Raw genomic sequence first — 17,363 nt, 5'->3', positions numbered from 1 at the left:
ACAATGCTGTATCTGGCGTTGGGGCGCTCTTGATAGATCAAGACATCAAGTAAAAGGATATTACTTTGCTGCAAGAATCTTACCCTTACTACCTGGCCAATGAAGCAGTGCATGCCAACACCGATCTGGAAGTTACTGACAAGTATTCAGGGAAACTAGCTACCCGGGTTGCAATGGCTGATGCCAAGGTTATTGACAGTGCCATCGACTGGGCGCTTTTGGCAGAAAAACCGATGGCTAATTTGCCGTCTTACAACCGCCAGGAAGTTTTACAGCATTGTGTTGTACGTTTTCGTGAAAGGTTTGAAGAGCTGGCCGAAGCGCTGTGTATTGAAGCTGGTAAGCCAATTCATGATTCACGGGGCGAGGTACTGCGTTTAATCGATACATTTCATGTGGCTGCTGAAGAGGCAGTGCGTATCAATGGCGAGATTATCAATCTTGAGATATCCAAGCGCTCACGGGGTTATCGCGGATATATCAGACGAGTGCCAGTAGGCGCATGCTCATTTATATCGCCGTTCAATTTCCCTTTGAACCTTGCCGCTCACAAGGTGGCACCTGCCATCGCGGCTGGATGTCCCTTTGTACTGAAACCTGCAAGCCGGACACCTATTGGGGCATTGATTATCGCTGAAGTCCTTGCGGAGACTCAGTTACCGAAGGGCGCTTTCTCTGTATTACCTTGCCACCGGGAAGGGGCAGACCTTTTTACTGTGGATGATCGATTCAAACTACTCAGCTTTACCGGCTCACCTTCGGTGGGTTGGGATCTAAAGGCCAGGGCGGGGCGAAAGAAAGTGGTTTTGGAGTTGGGAGGTAATGCAGCCTGCGTTATCGATCGGGATACAGATCTTGATGATGCTGTAGAGAGGCTGATTTTCGGTGCTTTCTATCAGTCGGGCCAAAGCTGTATCGGCGTCCAGAGGATCTATGGACATTGCAGTTTATATGAAGACCTGAAGCGACGTCTGGTTGAGCGTACCAAAAAGCTTAAGAAAGGCGATCCTCGATCAGAAGATACATTTATTGGCCCAATGATTTCTGAGGGAGAGGCTACCCGCTTGCATACCTGGGTGGAAGAGGGGATTCAAGCCGGGGGAACCCTGCTTTGTGGAGGTGCACGAGATGGCGCCATGCTTGATCCAACGCTATTGGAAAATGTGCCTAATGAGTGCTCTATTGTTCAGCAGGAAGCTTTTGGGCCGGTTGCAGTTCTAGAGCCTTTCGATAGTTTCGATGATGTTTTAGAAAAAGTGAATGACAGCGCTTTTGGTCTGCAGGCTGGCATATTTACTCGTGACCTTTACAAAGCCCAGCAAGCCTGGGATACCTTGGAAGTGGGTGGTGTGGTTATTGGTGATGTACCCAGCTGGCGGGTAGATAATATGCCCTATGGTGGTGTTAAGGATTCGGGTCTTGGTCGGGAAGGGGTACGCTGGGCTATTGCGGATATGACCGAGGAGCGGTTGATGGTGGTGCGAACTCCAGGGTAGGACCTAAGAATTTTTTAAATTGAGATGTTACTCACAGAGGAAAGCGATAAGTTAGACCTCATATCTGACGTGTCTTGATTGTGATACTATACAGCAATTATTTTTGTATATAATAATTAATCCGCTGTTTATGTTTAGACTCAGCCTTTATTATTTTGCTAATTATTTCGCTATTTTTTAAGTTTCTTTTACGGCACTAGATAAATTGAGTTGACGGCCTCCAGTAGTGATTGAAGTTGTTTTAGGTGTTTTTTCATGGATGACCGGATAAAAAATAAAGCTAAGATATCACCGAAGTCTTTATTATATTTTATTACCTATCAAACTCTATGTTGTGCCTGTTTATATCTATGGGTGCTTTCACCAATAGTTGACAAAATTAGGATGTCAACCTGGTTTCCGATGGACGCTCAAATTCTTGATATAGATTTAGAGGTTTATCAGGATGGGCACAGTACCTATCGCCAGGTTGTTGCCAGTTATGAATATTATATAAACGGTAAAACCTACTGGGGCAATCGAGTTGATATACATTCAGAGTCTGATGATTCTGCAGGAGGTTACTACCATGAAATCATGTATGACAAACTTCAGAAGTATAAGAAGCAGAAACGCACGTTTAGTGGTTGGTATAACCCAAATGATCCCTATGACTCTGTGTTGGACAGGGGGTTGCGATGGTCAGAGGTTATTGTTCCAGGATCAGTGTGCTTTATCTTTATTCTTATCGGAGTAGTTGTTCTTAGAATATATACTCTTCAGGAGCAAGAGCAGAATCCTAAGTTAATTGAGAGAAAACCATGGTTGGCAAAAAACAAGTGGAGTTCTGAAGGTATAATATATGAAACCAGAGTAATCCTTAAAAAACAACTGTGGGGCGGAGTATTAGTATTCTTGCTTGGGTTGATCTTTATTTTTATAGGGTTGACGTTTCTATCGAACTGGAATTCTGACTGGCTAATAACTTTGATATTAGGTGTTGTCAGTTGCTTATTTATAATTGTGCCAATCATTAATTGGTCTAGATATAAGGCAATTGGAAGGGTGCCTATTGTTATGCGGCCATTTCCTGGCCGTATAGGAGGTAAGGTTTCCGGGTATATCCAATTTCCTCCACTACTAGAGCTAACCGATAAATCTATTCGTATCAAATTAAAGCAGTTCGCGTGTGTAACAGAGGGGAGGGGAAAAGATGCTAGAAAACGTGAGTATGTGAATTGGGAAAAATGATACAGGGTAATCTAAAGGCTACTGCTGTGGGGAATAGGATCTATTTTAGTTTTGATATCCCAGAGGGCTTACCTGAATCTAGTACCAGTGTTTATTGTGGGGATAGAGAATATTGGTACCTAAATGTCAGCGGGGAAATCCGTGGCGATTACTTTGAAAGGGAATATGAGCTTCCAGTTTTCAAATTAGCGTCCTCTGAACACGGTGCAACTATTTAGAGGGAATAAAGCGACACCAGAGCGCCGTTACTATCAATGGCTAGATACATCAAGGGGGGCAAACTCAATAATTTTATGACCTCACACCTATTTGGTCCCAATGTAGAAATTTACCTTTGTTGTCCTTAGGTAGTTATTAGGATAATCATTTCGTTTAATAGAAAGTTAAGTTTAACTTTGTGTGATCTTTGGGAATTATTTTCAAAAGATCGCTTTACAGGGTTTGGGTACTTGGATTACATTTGTAGTCACTGGACTACAAATGTAATCAAGGAGCGTAAATGGAGATTACCGATGCTGAGTTCGAAGTTATGGAGGCGATGTGGCAAGGGGCGCCTGCTACGGCGCGGGAGCTGTATCAGAGGTTGCATTCGCGCAAGTCATGGCAAGAGAAAACGGTTAGGTCTTTAATCAGCCGTTTAGTTAAGAAAGGCGCCCTTTCTTTTGAAAAAGCAGATAGAGGTTATTTGTATTCACCTTGCATTGAGAGGGGGGAGTATCAGTTAAAGCAAGGTCGGAGTATTCTGGACCGCTTGTTTGAAGGGCGGGTATCTCTTTTCTTTTCTGGATTTGCCTCCAGTGGTGAACTTAAACGAGATGATATTGAGGAATTAAAGGAGTTAATTAGAAACTGGGAGCAGGAAAATGAGTAGCTGGGTGTTTCAGCAGCAACTTTTTTTCTCTTTTCTAGCAATTCTAGTGTTACTTGGTGATCAGTTTCTTAGTAAACGTCTTGGTTCTGTTTTTGTATACAAGCTGTATTTGCTGATCCCAGTATGCTTAGTGTTAGCCAATTTGTCAGCCTCTGATACTTTTAATTTAGAGTTCGAGCAAGCGACACCAACAATTCAAGCCGTCAGCAGTGGTTATAGTAATGTCACTGACTCAGTGTCTGAGGTGTTGAACCCGGTATCTGAAGCTCGCTCGTTTGATTGGATAGGCACTGTCTGGTGGTCTGGGTTTGTATTTCTTTTGTTCATACTGGTAATAAGCTTTCTGAAAGTTAGCTTTTTACCCTTGGCGCCACGCTCAGGCTTTTCTTCTGAAGAAAATTGTAGAGAAAAATTTTTCACATCCAGGAAGATATCAAGTCCTATCTTGATTGGTTTTGTTTCACCGAAAATAGTGCTGCCTGAGAACTATGGTCAAATTTACAGTAATAGGCAGTTGTCATTAATTTTTTCACACGAGGAGGTGCATGCAAAAAGATACGACAACTTATGGAATTTGTTAGCTTTAATTGTGGTTATTACATTTTGGATAAATCCGCTGGCATGGGTTCTGCTATATAGATTTCGCTTATTTAAAGAGTGTTCATGTGACGAGATTGTGCTTGCGAATGCAGTAAAATCTGACCGTTTGGAATATGCCAAAACTATGGTGATAACCAATGAGTTGAAGACTGATTTTGGTATTCTTCAGTCACATTATGGAGATAAAAGAACAATGATTACAAGGATTGAAAGAATGAAGAACAAGTTTATACCTTCTAAAATACTCAATATTACAACTAAGGGATTTTGTCTGTTGGTCGGGTGCTTGTCGATAGTCTGGGGGCAAGCTGTGGCGGGAGAGAAATCAAGTTTGCAGAGCTTGGGAACCTTTTCCTCACTATATCGCCAGCCCCCACGTCAAGCATTCTTTGCGGGAGTACAGGGGGAAGTATTACTGCAATTTAATGTAGCCGAGGATGGGGAAGTTTCGAATATTAAAGCTTTGCAGGTTGTGACTTCCGGGGGATTTGAGGATCAGTTTGTTGAAAATGCAACCTTCCTCGTTAAGAATGCAGCATTCCAGACAAAGGGTAAGCTTGTCGAAGATGTTAAATACATTGTTCGTTATCACTATGCAGGCGTCGGTACATCTGCTGAGGCTCGTGATGAAGCCCTAAAGAAGATGCCGAAAAGAGATATAAAATTACTGCCTTACTCTATTCCTGACTCCGAGGCAACGCATAGCTTTAATATTGACCAGTCTTTATATGCGATTAAATCCCATTTTCCCCGCTACCCTTCTAAGGAGTTGGAAATGATGGGTGTGAGTGCGGAAGCTACCGTGGAGTTTGATGTTAATTCCAGTGGAATTCCATTTAATGTCCGGGTCATTGACTTGGAAGTTCAGGACCAATACAGAGATTTATTTATGGAGGAAGCTCAGCAGGCCTCTGAGCTCTATGTCTTCAGCAATCAAACATCTTCAACTGTTGAAGGAGTTAGGGTAAAGCTCAAGTGGCAGCCCTCAATTCAGATGGTGCAGAGATAGGGTTTGTCACTTTGTAGTTTGGTGGCGAAACCTAAATGTTTAACTGCAGATGGGCCCATTGTGGCCCATTTGTAGTTCGAGTTCTCCTCCAGACAGCCGCATTAGGTTTCTAAAGGGCATCAAATATTATCTTTTGAGTGCTTGATTGAAAAAGCTGCCATGAAACCGAAGATGTTCCTCAATAAAGCTGGCGATAAAGTAATAGCTGTGGTCATAGCCGGAATGGCGGCGAAGTTGGAGCGGGTAGTTACTTACTTTGGCAACCGCTTCGAGCATCTCGGGTTTCAGCTGTTCAACAAGAAAGCTATCAGCTTCCCCTTGATCCACCAACATCGGCACAGACTTCTCGGCATTTTTGAGCAGTTCGCTGCTATCGTAGTCTCGCCAACTATCCCGATCTTTGCCTAAATAGGTTTCAAAGGCTTTTTGTCCCCACGGACACTGAGAAGGATTGCTAATGGGGCTGAAGGCTGATGCGGAAACATAACTTGTCGGATTGCGTAGGGCGATTATCAGTGCGCCATGGCCCCCCATTGAATGTCCTGCAATGGCCCGCTGTGTTGTCACAGGGAAGGTGCTCTCGATAAGTGCCGGCAGTTCTTCCACCACATAATCATACATGTGGTAGTGGCGACTCCAGGGCGCTTGGGTGGCGTTGATATAAAATCCAGCACCTTGCCCCAGATCATAGGCTTCATCATCGGCAACAGATTCTCCACGGGGACTGGTGTCGGGAGCAACGATGGCTATCCCTAGTTCGGAGGCAATCCGCTGGGCTCCTGCCTTTTGCATAAAATTCTCATCGGTACAGGTCAGACCTGACAGCCAGTAGAGCACCGGAACCTTGTGCATTTGTGAAGCTTGCGGTGGCAAATAAATAGCAAAACGCATTTTGCAGTTAAGTGACTGAGAGTCGTGAAGGTATTGCTTGTGCCAGCCGCCAAAACTCCGGTTGGCACTGATATTTTCAATAGACATGATGGATAGCCCTAATTGGACCACCTCCAAGGGATGGCCCAATTGATCATTGCTGGTTATTGATCGAAGTGAATGACGGTGCGGATACTTTCGCCTTTATGTAACAGATCGAAAGATTTATTGATGTCATCCAGGCTCATGGTGTGGGTGATAAAGTCGTTGAGCTGGAATTCGCCATTCAGGTAGCGCTCTACGTAGTCTGGTAATTCGGAGCGTCCTTTAACGCCGCCGAATGCGGACCCGCGCCAGACTCGGCCTGTTACCAGCTGGAAGGGACGGGTGGAGATCTCCTGGCCGGCACCAGCTACACCGATAATGACCGATTCACCCCAGCCCTTGTGGCAGCACTCCAGAGCGGAGCGCATCACATTGACGTTGCCGATGCATTCGAAGGAGTAATCCACACCGCCCTCGGTGAGTTCGACAATGACTTCCTGAATTGGCTTATCGTAGTTGTTGGGGTTGATGCAGTCCGTCGCCCCCAGTTTGCGGGCCATTTCAAACTTGCTTTCATTGATATCGATGGCAATGATTCGCGAGGCCTTTGTCATGGTAGCGCCGATAATCGCCGAAAGGCCAATGCCCCCAAGGCCAAAAATCGCAACAGTATCGCCTTCTTGAACTTTGGCGGTGTTCATCACAGCGCCCATACCAGTAGTGACACCACAACCCAGCAGGCAGACTTCCTCTAACGGCGCAGCCGGATTTACTTTTGCCAGCGAAATCTCTGGCAGTACGGTGTACTCCGAAAATGTCGAGCAGCCCATATAGTGGTAGATGGGCTCGCCATCTTTATAGAAGCGTGTGGTGCCGTCGGGCATCAGGCCTTGCCCCTGAGTTTCACGGATCTTTTGGCAGAGGTTCGTCTTGCCGGACTTGCAGAATTTACACTCGCCACATTCTGGGGTGTACAGGGGGATAACATGATCACCTGCTTTGACACTGGTAACCCCTTCACCGACCTGCACGACAATACCGCCACCTTCATGGCCCAAAATACAGGGGAATTTGCCTTCCGGGTCGTCGCCAGACAAGGTGAAAGCGTCGGTGTGACACACTCCCGATGCAATGACCTTGATCAATACTTCACCAGCCTTTGGCAGCATGACATCCACTTCTTCGACCGATAACGGTTGGCCAGGCCCCCAAGCGATGGCGGCCTTCGACTTGATAAATTGTTCAGACATAAGATTACTCGCTGTTAAACCATGTCATTCAGGGCCTGAAGTTGGCTGGCCCCGCTGTGACGACTGGGGAGCCATTATATTGATTGCAGAATTGATTATAATTAGGTGTTTTTGAAACTTACTTTTACATATTTGCAATAATGAAAGACTGGGAAGGCATTACGGAGTTCGTTTATGTTGCTGAAAGCGAGAGCTTTACCCTCGCAGCGCAGCGGCTGGCTATTTCTACTGCTAAAGTCAGCCGCCAGGTCAGTGCTTTGGAGAGCCGTTTGAATGTCAAACTGCTATATCGAACCACGCGCAAGGTGTCACTGACACAAGAAGGTACGCTGTTTTACCAGCATTGCCGAGGGGTGCTCGATGGGCTGGAGGCGGCGGAACGAGCAGTAACTCAATTACAGAGCCACCCACAGGGCAAAATCAAACTGACGGCACCGGTCACTTATGCTGAAAAGAAGGTTGCACCACTGATCAATGATTTTGTGATTCAAAACCCCAAGATTGAGGTCAATGCCTATTTCACCAATCGCCAGGTTGACCTTATAGATGAGGGTTACGATATCGCCATACGCCTGGGTAAGTTGCAGGACTCAACCTTGATGGCAAGAAAGTTGGCAGACCGGCGAATTCATCTGTGCGCCTCACCGGATTATCTTGAAGAGCACGGGACCCCACACTCGTTGTCGGAATTGAACAGGCACAACTGCCTGCTGGGCACACTGGATTACTGGCGATTCAATACCAGGGAAGGAGAAAAAAACCTTAGGGTCAAAGGTAGCCTTCGTTACAACAACGGCGGGGCGCTTTTAGATGCTGCGCTTAAAGGCCTGGGGGTTGTGCAGTTGCCCGATTACTACGTCGAGCAATATATCGCTGAAGGAAAATTAATCACCCTCTTAAGTGATCTCGAAGATAGGGATGAAGGGGTATACGCAGTTTACCCCGGCAATCGATATATCGCGCCGAAAGTCAGGCTGCTGATTGATTATCTAGCCGAGTATCTCACTTGAGAAAAGGGAGGAGGCAGATTAAGGGTTTGGTGTAGTAAAGGGTTCACAGTGATTTATTGCTAGTGGAGGTGGTTTTTTGAAATTGTTGGCTTACCCACGTGCTGCAGAATTCCGCAATCCGCTTCCATTTTGGCTCCAGCATTAAATAGTGACCATAACCTTCTGCCCGGTAGAAGGTGGTATTTTTACCTTGCCGCTCCGCGATTAACTGTGCTGTGGAAGGGGGAATTGCCAGGTCATCGGTTCCCGAAACTATTAAAGTGGGGCAATTGATTTTTTGATAGTCAATTCTGGTTGTTTTATTGCTGTCAAAAATCCAGAAGAACAATTCAAATAGGACTTGCCCAGATTCAGGACCTAATCGATCGAAGACCTTGTGCTGGTCGTCTGGATTAAGTTTATTCAACCCGAATTTCGCCATTGTCGCGAAATCCGGTAAAAGGACATCATTCCAAAATTCACCCGCAGCCATAAACAGCTTGCCCAGCGCACGCTCTTCTTCTGTGGTGGGCAGTATTCCCCAGTTCACGCTTCCGTTAAGCAATACGATTGCCCGTGCCAAATCCATAGTTGCCAATTTTTGTGCAATAACGCCGCCCAGGGAGTGGCCGACTACAACAGGTTTTTGATTTAAAGATTGTACAAATGCCCGGATGTCATCAACGTAGTCGGCAATACTCAGTCCTTTAAGGTGTTGCTGATTTTGTTCTGACTTTAGATCTTCATGGTAGCGGTAGCTTGGGCTGTGACAATAGAATCCTTCCTCTTCAAAATGCTGGTGGAAGTTCTCCATTGTCCAGGGGCCGGCATTGGTTCCGTGGATAAAGACGATAGGGGTATCCAAAGCCAGTTCCCGGTTTTTCAAGGCTTCCTTAGACTTTAGATGCGAGGATATCCGCAGTCATAATTTGTGGTTCTGATGCGAGCAGTTCATCCGCTTTGCCAAGCAATGCTGCAGCGATCTTGCCGTTAAGATGTGCAGTTAAGCCGTTTTCATCGCTAAACGTGTCGAAAATAGCAAATCGCGTAACGTTGATTTGTACGGCATACCAGCTCAGGGTTCCTTGCTCTTCCACAGCGAGCGGTTGGGCTGAGGTGAGCAGCGCCTTTACCTCATCAGCCTTATCCGCTTTGGCGTCGATCAGTGCCACGATGGCCAGCTTAGCTTCAGTCATTGTTTTCTCTCACGTTGTTTGGTGATGAGTATCCTAGGGGAAGCTCAGGCTTGACTATCAGTGTCCAAAAAGACAATGATCAGACAAAATTCGCCACTTTGAGGATTTATGGCCCAGATAGTCATCTTATCTATGCCGGGAGTTTTGCCGTCGGCTCTGGCTGGCGTTCAAGATATGTTTGCCCTGGGTGGCCTCCGCTTATCTGAAAGTCAGCACTCCCTGAACCCTGCCTATCAACAGTCCTGGTCCCCCGAAATCCTGGTCGCCAGTTCTGATGGCGCCGACATTATAGACGGGCAGGGTAGGTACTTTGCTGTAAGTCATGGGGTATCACAAATATCCAGTTGCGATGCCGTGATAGTCCCCGGATTTATGCCCAACCAGTTTGGTGTGCCTCCTGAAAAGTTACTGGACCAGCCGACTTGCGAATGGTTGCGAACTCAATATAGGCGCGGGGCGATTATCGCAGGTTCTTGTAGTGGCGTTTTGGCGCTGGGTGAAGCAGGTTTGCTAAATGGACGACAATGCACAACCACCTGGTGGTTACACAATGAGTTGAAATCCCGCTTTAGCAATGCCTGCCCTCTATGGGCCAGTGGACTATTAGTAGATGAAAATATAGTGACAGCGGGTGGCCCTTTATCTTGGGTAGATGTGACTCTACAAGTGATCAAGATGCTAGCTGGCGATGAAGTCGCTACCAAAGTGGCTGATCTCGCCGTTGTGGACTCCCACCCGCGTTCGCAAACTTTGCATGTACCAAAAGGCTACCAGGTATCAAAAGAGCAGTTTCTGGTGGATGCTGAAAATGTGGTTCGTCAATATTTTGGTCAACAGTTAGGCAGTCATTTGCTGGCAAAAGAACTGTCGATATCCGAGCGAACATTACACCGGCGGCTAAAACAGTTAACAGCGCAAGCACCTAAACAATTTATCGATAGCGTCCGTATGGAGTACGCTCGCAGCCTTTTACTAAACCCAGCCAATAAAGTTGCCAGTATTGCGCAGGAATTAGGCTATTCCGATGATGCAGTATTCCGACGTGTATTTAAGTTGCATGTGGGTATGAGTCCCAGTCAATTTAGGCAGAAATACCAGAAAAGCTGATTTTCTTGGTGATAGAAGTCAGCGCCCCAGGTTCCTGGAAAAAGCTAAGCTAATTTGGCGGTAGATAGACATTCACCGTCTGTGCAATCTCCTGCGATAGTTCTTTCCCAAATAAGCAGGTGACGAGTTCAAAAGCGAACTCGATAGCGGTCCCGGGTGATTGGCTGGTCACCAAATTCCGGTCGACAACCACTCTCTGATCACTGGTTTTCTTTACATATTGACTAAGTTCACCGCGAAAAGTCTTGTAGCAAGTGGCCTTGAAATTGGTAATTAACCCTTGCCGACCAAGAACGATTACCGGAGCAGTGCAAATTGCCCCTAGCCAGCGGCCCGACTCAAGTTGCTCTCGGATGAGCTTTATTAGGTGGGGCGAGTTATGCATTTGCTCGGCACCTTCCTTGCCACCTGGCAGAGCTATTAGATCCCACGTAGAGTCTAAACAATCCTCTATGGAGCAGGGGGCTTCAATAACAAGGTTACGCAGGGTGGTTATACGCCTACTTGGCATAATCGATGCCAAGGCCAGCTCTGCATTCGTTCGGCTCAAAATATCGTAGATGGCAATGGTTTCGATATCCTCATTACCATCGGCGACGGGAATCAATATGTTGGGCATTGATATAACTCCAAATTATTTAGATTATCTATACGCTTTTAAAACTAAAAATATACCTTTGTATCTTTCGTCTTTAATAATTTATAGCTAATGTGCATTGCGAAAATGTTTGCGCCAATTTGAATGCTATTTGAGGTGGATAAGGATTGCTGGTGTAAGTCAAACTAAATTGTAGTTGAGCAGCTGTATTTAGCTGATTTTTTGTACCATTTATATGGCTGACTATCATTTAAAGGCAGAACTAAAGGTGATTTTTAATTGTTTCATCATTAATGACATGAGTGGACTTATTCTTAAGGGGGGTTTAAATGCAAGAATAGAATGCAAACCACTCATATTAGGAGTATGCAATATACTAACCATAACTGCCAAAATGTTCGAAGTGCCAAAATTTTTGGTACGGTTAATACAATTTGATACTTGAGGCCCTTTAAGAAATATAAGCTTTTATCTGATAGTATTAAACATTTAAAGTCAAAGTGATTTTGTTTCGTGGAACTAGGCAATTAAACCTTTGGGTCGACCATGCCGGCAGTTCTGTTATTCCTTTATATCTAATAAGTTGGGGCAGTTATGAATTGCATCTACAAGCAAGTACTTGTGATTTTAGCCGTTTTTCTTGTATCTGCATGCGGCGGCAGTGGCGGCAGTGGCGGCGGAGATGGTGACGGTAATACGGGTGGAGGATCCAGCTTTCGAATCACAGAGGAGAATGCCAATGTGGTTGCTTCACAAGCCATGGACTCAACTGCCACTATATTAAAGCTTGGAATACAGCTACAAGAAGCTCTTGATGCCACAATTCTATCTGGAGAGGAAAGTTATGAGTTTTACTGTGACGGTTCTGGAAGTATCTCCATTGATGTGGTGAGTGAAGCAGAGGTGCTTGTAAAATTTAACAGTTGCGAGAACTCGCAGCTAGAGATTGGATTTAGTGGGCAGGCTGAGTTAATCCCCGAATCTGTATATTCTAATTCTGCTCAAGAAGTTTTCTTTCAAGGACGGGTCAATATTGATGAGGATTTAAGTTTACATGATAACACCTACGTATCTGTACTAGGTAGCTTCACCCTCGGTTTACAGGCAACCTGGTACGGTGATGTTATTGATGTGAAACATATTTCTGAGAACCCACTCAAACTAAGAGATGAGTCAAATAGTATTACTTTTTCCAAGATAGAGGCAAATATTGAATATGACCTAGATCAAGGTTTAAACATGTGGCCTAGGTCGAACTTCTTTGGCGAATATTCTGTGAAGTTAAATAGTAGTTTACTAGGAGGCGAGATCAGTTGTGATACCAAAGAGCCATATGGTATGGGAGCGTGGAATCCGAAAGATTTTGAAATTTATTGTTCTGACAGTAACCCTGATGTTTTGCTTCTTAGTGAGGGGTATGCAGGAGGGACTATGGATGTATCAATTCTTGACGTAGACAGCCAGGAGTATCGCCCAGTTTTAGGCATGTACTGGAATGAGTTTGAATCAGTTTATGAGTATCAACCTGGATTCCCTCAACCAACCTTTGAAGTTCCTGGACTCCCATCTATTGAATTCAGTATGGATATCAATGATGCGGTTTACTCCTCGAGTTCGGGCTATTTTTATATAGCCATACCTGACAATGGGTCAGAGTATGCCAATCACTTGATAGAGTATGAGCTATCGTCAATGAGTATCACCCGTAGTCTTGCACTAAAGGGGGAGGCTGGTCCGCTGGCAATATCTGGTGATGGATCAATTTTGTATCTGGGTTATATTAATTTTCCTGAAGTGCAGCGTGTAGATCTTTCTGATTTTACCCTATCAACTTTACTTGATTTGGGAGAAGAGGATGGGAGACTGCATTATCCACGCAATATAACATTATCTCCAGCTGCTAACGATACGGTTGCTGTTGCTACTTACCATCTAGGGCTTGACTCAGATAGTAAATATTCGGCAAAAATAAAATTTTTCCGAGATGGGGTTGAGCAATCGGTTGTGGGAGATTGGTTTTCTAGTCCAACACGAGTCACTTTTGATGAGATTGGAAGCAGATTAATTACATACACAGATGATTCAACCGCCTATGATATTGACGTTTTTTCGGTCGGTATAAATGGGTTGGATCATGTACTGAACTTAAAAGATTATGCAAGTGGACCTTCCGACATTCTTATGTATGACGGGGCTCTTTATAATGGAATTGGAACTGTAGTTAATCCAGACTCCGGGGAATTGTATGGTAGAAATTCAGTTGTTAACGGATATGATAATGAGGAATATCGAAAGCTTGCGCCTTTGATTACACCGGGTGGTGAATATACCTATATATTTGCTAAATATCTTGAGATATATGACCGGGATCGATATACCTACTTGGGAGTATTCGATCCAGGTTTAGAAGGTAAATTTCTACGTTTAATTAACATTAATGATAACAAATTTGCTTTCGTAACTGATGCTGGAGTTAAGATATTTAGTCATGAGGATGTTCCAGTTGATCGAGATGCGAATTGTGGGCAATATTTTATTCCCGATATGAGAGTTGATCTCGATATTAGCTTTTCCGGTTGTTTGTTCGGTGATGCAGCCTACAGTGCAGAGTATGATAAAATTTATGCATCAATTCCGGGAGTTGCAGGTGTCAATGGTAATTCTATAGCTGTTATAAATAGAGAATCACTGAATTTTGAAAAATATATACCTGTTGGTTCTGAACCCTACGAACTAGAAATAAGTAAGAATGACAAATTCCTTTACATTTCTTATCTGGGTACGAATAAATACTCTGTACTTAATTTAAACGATTTATCCCTCGAAATGAATGTAGACCTGGGAACAAGGGATAACTATTCTGGACCAATTTTTGCTGGTGATCTGGAACCTTTCCCTACAGATGAAGGCAGTGTGCTTATTTCTACAGCCAGGCAGGGGTATACCACAGATTTTGAAGGAATGGAGGTATATGTGGATGGCATTAAACTATCGACAGGTTCAAGTGACATTCCTGCTGGAATCCGTGCAAACCGTATCCGTTTCGCAGGTGATAATTTAGTATTTGGTTATAATACTGATAGTACCGGTTTTGAAGTGAGCGAATTCAAAGTTGATTCTAGTGGAGTCACCTTCGTCAATGAGTATGATGATCTAATTTGGGGATTTCCAAATGAAATCGCTTATTCTTCCGAGAGACTATATAGCTCACTTGGATATGTGATTAATACTGATTCCATGGAGCTAGTTGGACAGATGGAAGGCTTGTCGACAGATAATTGGACACGCCATCATTTTGTAATTGATGAAAACCGGGGAGTGATGTATTTGTATGCATCAATGTTGACATCTGCCAATGACCCAGCACTCAAGGTGTTTAGCCTGGATACATTTGAAGAGTTAGCTTCAGTAAAAATGCCGACATTTGCGATTCTTCTGGGGGAAGGCAGGGCGCTCATTGATCTTAATGAAGATGAATTACTTGTCGCGCTTGGGGGTGTTATGTACAAAATTAATAAGGATGATATTTTACATTAAACAAGAAAATGGGCCCGGCAGGGCCCATTTTAGTTACACTGAATAAAAATTAAGTACCTTATACTAGAGTACGCTGCATCCGATATCTTCAATCTTCAATCTTCAATCTTCCATTTTTTAGTGACTGTGCTGCCACATTGCGCTTAATGACACTGCCGGCCCGGTTGGTATGTACTTCCGGACCTTTGGCGATATCCAGACCGCGAACTGTCACCTCGGTGGCCAGCAGAATTGAGGCGCTCAGGCAATTGCGAGTCTCAGTGTTGCTCCCTTTCCCCTATTTATAATTCAGCAGTCCAGCTAATGCCCTTTGCAATAATAGCTAATCCAAGAGAGTGGCTGCCCAGGGTAGTCGTAAGCGGAAAGAAGCGGGCTAAATTTGTTAGTTGTGATTATTTATGATGTATTCCAGGTGCCTTGTATCAGTGCCGCAGCAGCCGCCCAATATATTGAACCCGCTATTCTGATTTAAGCGAAGCATAAGATTACCCCATTCTGATATGCTGTCGGAATGCGTTGTTTTGCTGTTTTCTAGTTCATTGTGCGTTAGTGATGAAGCATTGGCTTGTATGCCGATTAGTCTGTCAGGTAATTGACTTGAAGCGTTTATAAAAGAAGGATGAGAACAATTAATAAAGTACCCAGCAAGTTTAGGCGAAACCTGGCGATCAATATGTGAAATTGCTTCTTGAATGGTATGTCCATCTAAAAGGCGACCATCTGAGCCAATGACAAAGCTAATAAAATATGGCTTAGAGTGCTTTGACATTAGAGATGCAATGCCAAGTGCCTCTGGTATAGCTGGTAGGGTTACTCCCATGAGGTAGTCAGCATTAGAGGCTCCAAGCTTATCAATTTGCCAACGATGATAAGAAAGAGATTCTTTGTAAGTTAGGCCTTGTTCTGGTTTGTAGCAGTCATTTTTACAGCCGACTAGGCCTCCTACATATACATTTCCTTCTTTTGGCAAGATATTCGAAAGAAAATTAACAGCGTCTTCATTGATAGACGTAGGTGCCTTGGCTAGAGAAACTCTCTCTGAGCTGGCCCTCCATGTGGGAGTTGCAAGCAAAAGAGGGAGTTTTGCATCAATTGCAAGGTTTATGTATTCACTGTAGATTCGTTTAAGGCTTTCAGCACCAGCTTTGCTATAGATTAATTTAGCATGGTCGACATGGCTGCAAAGGCTTATATCTTTGTTACGCCTGACTCTTTCGAGTATGGCCGCTTCAGTAAGAATCAACTTTTCTGAAAGAATTCCTTGCATGATGCTCTCCGATGTAAGCGGTCGGGCGCTGAAGTTGAGCACCCAGTTATAAGTTTAAACTTCATACTGCCGCCATTAAAGTTGCCATGCAAGAAAGACTAGGATTAAAACCCAACTACTGACAAAGTAAACTCCAATGAGCGATAAAGTGTACTTTGGTACTTTTGGAGCGAATGAGCTGCATAACCAATTCCCACTGCAAAACCAGCGAGTGTAAGGGCAGAAAATATGATTAGCTGGATGTCGTTAGTGGTTAAGGACTCAGCCCTAGATATAGAAGCCATTATTAAAAGTAATGGGCTCAAACATATCCAGCAAGCTCCATATTTATAGTTTTTAGCTTCCATACATATGACTTATAACGCTTTGGTAAGTTGTACTGTCAGGCGCCCACTTGATTAACCTGTTAATTTAAAACGAGGGCTCTCAAATGAAACCATGATGCCAGTTTCAGGAGGGATCTTTGGGTAATTGCGCTCATGTGTAACATGGTGCTTGCTGAAACGAAAGGGTTTTTATTTTTTGGGGCAAAGCTTGTCTCACATGATAAGTCTTTGCTCCAATATAAATGCCATTCTCGTCAGATTACTGGCCGATCCCGTGGTATTTTGATGGAAAAGATACTGAAAGAGCTTGCCGTGTTTCTCCGTGGTCGGATTAATTGTTTTGGTATAGCCCAAGGCTATCAAAAATGTATTGATCTTGACTATTGGATACGGCGGAGATTAAGAATGAGCCATTGGAAGAACTGGCGCAGGGTGGGAGTGAGAGTCTGATTGCAGTACCGTATGGTGGGTAGTGTTGGGCCGGTAGCTAGAACCTACCGGCTGCCCGATAATTTATGTGTTCGCTAGCGAATAAACCAATACAACCCTTTAAAGCTTGGTGCAGCTAGAATATCAGTATGCCTCACTGACTGTGGATCTTCCTGCAAACCTTTCCTTAACTTGCGTAGTTTGACAATGCCTCTTATCGCCTGAGAGAAAATCAGCACTGCCAACGCTAGAATTAAGGTATCGAATCCCACTCCAAGAAGTAACGTAGATGTGAGAGTAATCAGTGCAAGGGGCCCCATTAAAAATGAGGTGATCCAACAGCTGAGCAAGTTTGAATCAATCTCACCATAGAGGTCTATTGGCTTTTTTCGAGTTCTTCTCATTTTTTTCCTACAGACAGATAAAGCCTTTGTAGCGGGCAGCTTTGCTGCGATGCAGCGCTTAAAGCTGTCCAGCCCGAAGGGCGATCGCTGACAAACTTGTTATGTGTTTGCACTGCGAGCCCCAACTATTGCAAACCAA

At 44.3% G+C, this 17,363-nt stretch carries 16 protein-coding genes; 8 read left to right on the top strand and 8 right to left on the bottom strand.

The window, feature by feature from the left end; genetic code table 11:
• Positions 1-65 precede the first annotated feature (65 nt).
• From ACG1BZ_RS12520 to ACG1BZ_RS12505, 4 genes are all read left to right on the top strand, one after another.
• Positions 66-1,496: an aldehyde dehydrogenase family protein gene (locus ACG1BZ_RS12520; protein ID WP_413662095.1), complete on the top strand. Its 1,431-nt coding sequence runs from the start codon at positions 66-68 to the stop codon at positions 1,494-1,496.
• Between the two features lie 255 nt (positions 1,497-1,751).
• On the top strand, positions 1,752-2,726 hold the full coding sequence (locus tag ACG1BZ_RS12515) for a DUF3592 domain-containing protein (RefSeq protein ID WP_413662094.1): 975 nt from the start codon (positions 1,752-1,754) through the stop codon (positions 2,724-2,726).
• 499 nt (positions 2,727-3,225) lie between these two features.
• Complete coding sequence (locus ACG1BZ_RS12510; RefSeq protein ID WP_413662093.1) at positions 3,226-3,597, top strand: BlaI/MecI/CopY family transcriptional regulator; 372 nt, start codon at positions 3,226-3,228, stop codon at positions 3,595-3,597.
• Complete coding sequence (locus ACG1BZ_RS12505; protein WP_413662092.1) at positions 3,590-5,206, top strand: M56 family metallopeptidase; 1,617 nt, start codon at positions 3,590-3,592, stop codon at positions 5,204-5,206. The genes ACG1BZ_RS12510 and ACG1BZ_RS12505 overlap by 8 nt, the downstream gene beginning before the upstream one ends.
• A gap of 126 nt (positions 5,207-5,332) precedes the next feature.
• On the opposite strand, the gene fghA is transcribed toward ACG1BZ_RS12505, so the two are convergent.
• A complete protein-coding gene (fghA, locus tag ACG1BZ_RS12500) occupies positions 5,333-6,184 on the bottom strand; it encodes an S-formylglutathione hydrolase (protein WP_413662091.1) in 852 nt (283 codons plus the stop codon).
• A gap of 56 nt (positions 6,185-6,240) precedes the next feature.
• A complete protein-coding gene (locus tag ACG1BZ_RS12495; RefSeq protein ID WP_413662090.1) occupies positions 6,241-7,371 on the bottom strand; it encodes an S-(hydroxymethyl)glutathione dehydrogenase/class III alcohol dehydrogenase in 1,131 nt (376 codons plus the stop codon).
• Between the two features lie 140 nt (positions 7,372-7,511).
• Between ACG1BZ_RS12495 and ACG1BZ_RS12490 the strand changes: the two genes are divergently transcribed.
• Positions 7,512-8,381, top strand: a complete 870-nt coding sequence (locus ACG1BZ_RS12490; protein ID WP_413662089.1) for a LysR family transcriptional regulator — start codon at positions 7,512-7,514, stop codon at positions 8,379-8,381.
• Positions 8,382-8,424: 43 nt separating this feature from the next.
• Here ACG1BZ_RS12490 and ACG1BZ_RS12485 read toward each other — a convergent pair whose 3' ends face one another.
• The gene (locus tag ACG1BZ_RS12485) at positions 8,425-9,246 is read right to left on the bottom strand and encodes an alpha/beta hydrolase (protein ID WP_413662088.1); all 822 of its coding nucleotides are present in this window, start codon (positions 9,244-9,246) and stop codon (positions 8,425-8,427) included.
• A 7-nt stretch (positions 9,247-9,253) separates the two neighbouring features.
• The gene (locus tag ACG1BZ_RS12480; RefSeq protein WP_413662087.1) at positions 9,254-9,556 is read right to left on the bottom strand and encodes a putative quinol monooxygenase; all 303 of its coding nucleotides are present in this window, start codon (positions 9,554-9,556) and stop codon (positions 9,254-9,256) included.
• Between the two features lie 108 nt (positions 9,557-9,664).
• Between ACG1BZ_RS12480 and ACG1BZ_RS12475 the strand changes: the two genes are divergently transcribed.
• Positions 9,665-10,663 carry a GlxA family transcriptional regulator gene (locus tag ACG1BZ_RS12475; RefSeq protein ID WP_413662086.1) on the top strand — a complete coding sequence of 333 codons (999 nt, stop codon included), beginning with the start codon at positions 9,665-9,667 and terminating at the stop codon, positions 10,661-10,663.
• A 49-nt stretch (positions 10,664-10,712) separates the two neighbouring features.
• On the opposite strand, the gene ACG1BZ_RS12470 is transcribed toward ACG1BZ_RS12475, so the two are convergent.
• A complete protein-coding gene (locus tag ACG1BZ_RS12470; RefSeq protein WP_413662085.1) occupies positions 10,713-11,282 on the bottom strand; it encodes a DJ-1 family glyoxalase III in 570 nt (189 codons plus the stop codon).
• A 573-nt stretch (positions 11,283-11,855) separates the two neighbouring features.
• Here ACG1BZ_RS12470 and ACG1BZ_RS12465 point away from each other — a divergent pair.
• Positions 11,856-14,798, top strand: coding sequence for a YncE family protein (locus tag ACG1BZ_RS12465; RefSeq protein ID WP_413662084.1), 2,943 nt, complete (start codon positions 11,856-11,858; stop codon positions 14,796-14,798).
• Between the two features lie 88 nt (positions 14,799-14,886).
• Here the strand turns inward: ACG1BZ_RS12465 and ACG1BZ_RS12460 are convergent, their stop codons facing one another.
• Both ACG1BZ_RS12460 and ACG1BZ_RS12455 read right to left on the bottom strand, forming a co-directional pair.
• Positions 14,887-15,012, bottom strand: a complete 126-nt coding sequence (locus tag ACG1BZ_RS12460; protein ID WP_413662083.1) for a hypothetical protein — start codon at positions 15,010-15,012, stop codon at positions 14,887-14,889.
• Positions 15,013-15,180: 168 nt separating this feature from the next.
• Positions 15,181-16,065: a homocysteine S-methyltransferase family protein gene (locus tag ACG1BZ_RS12455; protein ID WP_413662082.1), complete on the bottom strand. Its 885-nt coding sequence runs from the start codon at positions 16,063-16,065 to the stop codon at positions 15,181-15,183.
• Positions 16,066-16,544: 479 nt separating this feature from the next.
• Here ACG1BZ_RS12455 and ACG1BZ_RS12450 point away from each other — a divergent pair, with 479 nt between their 5' ends.
• The gene (locus ACG1BZ_RS12450; RefSeq protein WP_413662081.1) at positions 16,545-16,841 is read left to right on the top strand and encodes a group II intron maturase-specific domain-containing protein; all 297 of its coding nucleotides are present in this window, start codon (positions 16,545-16,547) and stop codon (positions 16,839-16,841) included.
• Positions 16,842-16,915: 74 nt separating this feature from the next.
• Here ACG1BZ_RS12450 and ACG1BZ_RS12445 read toward each other — a convergent pair whose 3' ends face one another.
• The gene (locus ACG1BZ_RS12445) at positions 16,916-17,224 is read right to left on the bottom strand and encodes a hypothetical protein (RefSeq protein WP_413662080.1); all 309 of its coding nucleotides are present in this window, start codon (positions 17,222-17,224) and stop codon (positions 16,916-16,918) included.
• Positions 17,225-17,363: the final 139 nt, after the last annotated feature.

It is taken from the genome of Microbulbifer sp. CNSA002 (assembly GCF_047324085.1).
Classification (GTDB): Bacteria; Pseudomonadota; Gammaproteobacteria; order Pseudomonadales; family Cellvibrionaceae; genus Microbulbifer.
The sequence above is the reverse complement of the archived record's forward strand: the minus strand, read 5'-3'. Positions and strand labels throughout refer to the sequence as shown.